This is a genomic window from Streptomyces nanshensis (assembly GCF_001751255.1).
GTDB lineage: Bacteria > Actinomycetota > Actinomycetes > Streptomycetales > Streptomycetaceae > Streptomyces > Streptomyces nanshensis_A.
Genome location: NZ_LJGW01000545.1, coordinates 1 through 1,359, shown reverse-complemented (window position 1 = coordinate 1,359; position 1,359 = coordinate 1). Strand labels below are relative to the sequence as shown.

The window sequence follows — 1,359 nt, the reverse complement described above, 5'->3', positions numbered from 1 at the left end:
GGCCGCCGCCCTGCTCGCCCGCGTACGGGCCCGCATCGACGCCCAGGGCCTGGAGCTGGAGCAGCGGGTGCTGACCGCCGTACGCGACGCCCTCCCGGACACCGCGCCGAGCTTCTGGGACATGACGATCCTGACCTACTGGGCCTGGTCCGCCTTCGACCCCCGTGCGGGCGCGATGCACTCCGCGCAGGGCGCGGGCGGTCTCGGCTACGGCTTCCCCGCGGCGCTGGGCGCGGCCGCCGCGGACCCGGACCGCCGCACTCCCGTCCTCGCCGTCTCGGGGGACGGCGGCGCCATGTACTCCCTGGCCGAACTCGCCACCGCCCGCCAGTACGGCCTGCCCGTCACCTGGCTCGTCGTCGACGACGGCGGCTACGGCATCCTCCGCTCCTACATGACGGACGCCTTCGGCCAGGCCACCGGCACCGAGCTGTCCCGGCCCGACTTCACCGCGCTCGCCGCGTCGTTCGGCGTCCCGGCGGTGCGCAGCTCGCCGGAGCGGCTGCGCGAGGACCTCGCGGCGGCGCTGGCCGAACCCGGCCCGTCGGTGGTCCTGCTCCCGGCCGAACTGCGGATGTTCGCGCCCACGCACCTCTCCGACGGCGAGGGCTGACCGGCCAGGCGCCGGCCCGGCGGAGGACACGGCGAAGGGGACGGCGACGGGGGCGGCGCCCCGGCGCCCGAGGGGGCTCCCGGTGAAGGCGCGGCCATCTGCGAGGCCCGATCGGTGGAATCTGCGCCGTGCCCCGGCGGAAGACGCGGGATGGACGCTTCGCTCTCCTTACGGTTCCTGTGACCGATTTGCCCCGGGCCCTGGTTCACCCTTCCGTGGGCCCCGCAGGGACCAGCAGAGCAGAGGTGAGTGGAGGTGCCCTCAGTGGCAGCACCCCCGGACAACGACGTGCTCTGGGCACGCGGACTGCATTACTCGTACAGCGGTTCTCCCGCACTGCAAGGCGTATCGATCGGCGTCCGCGCCGGGGAGATCGTCTCCGTCACCGGACCCCGCGGCAGCGGCAAGACGACGCTGCTGAGCTGTCTGTCGGGGCAACTCACGCCGTACGAGGGGGAGATCTGGTTCAACAGCGTGCCGGTGCACACCCTCTCCCGTACGTCCCGCGAGCGGCTGCGGCGCGACCGCTTCGGCTGGGTCGGCAGCCGCCCGCAGCTCGTGCCCGAGCTGACGGCGTGGGAGAACGCGGCGCTGCCGATGATGCTGTGCGGCTCCGGCGCCCGCGCGGCCCGCAAGGCCGCCGTCGAGTGGCTGGAGCGGCTGGACGTCGGCGACTGCGCACGCAAGCGTCCCGCGGCGCTGCGGCAGTCGCAGCGCCAGCGCGTCGCCATCGCCCGCGCGCTGGT

The 1,359-nt window shown here is 74.6% G+C and carries 2 protein-coding genes; both read left to right on the top strand.

What is annotated here, in order from left to right; genetic code table 11:
• Nucleotides 1-613 (top strand): thiamine pyrophosphate-dependent enzyme (locus AN218_RS29645; protein ID WP_244900832.1); only part of this gene is annotated, 613 nt, incomplete at its 5' end.
• Between the two features lie 264 nt (nucleotides 614-877).
• Nucleotides 878-1,359: ABC transporter ATP-binding protein (locus tag AN218_RS29640; protein WP_070020155.1), on the top strand; the 482-nt coding region annotated here is incomplete at its 3' end.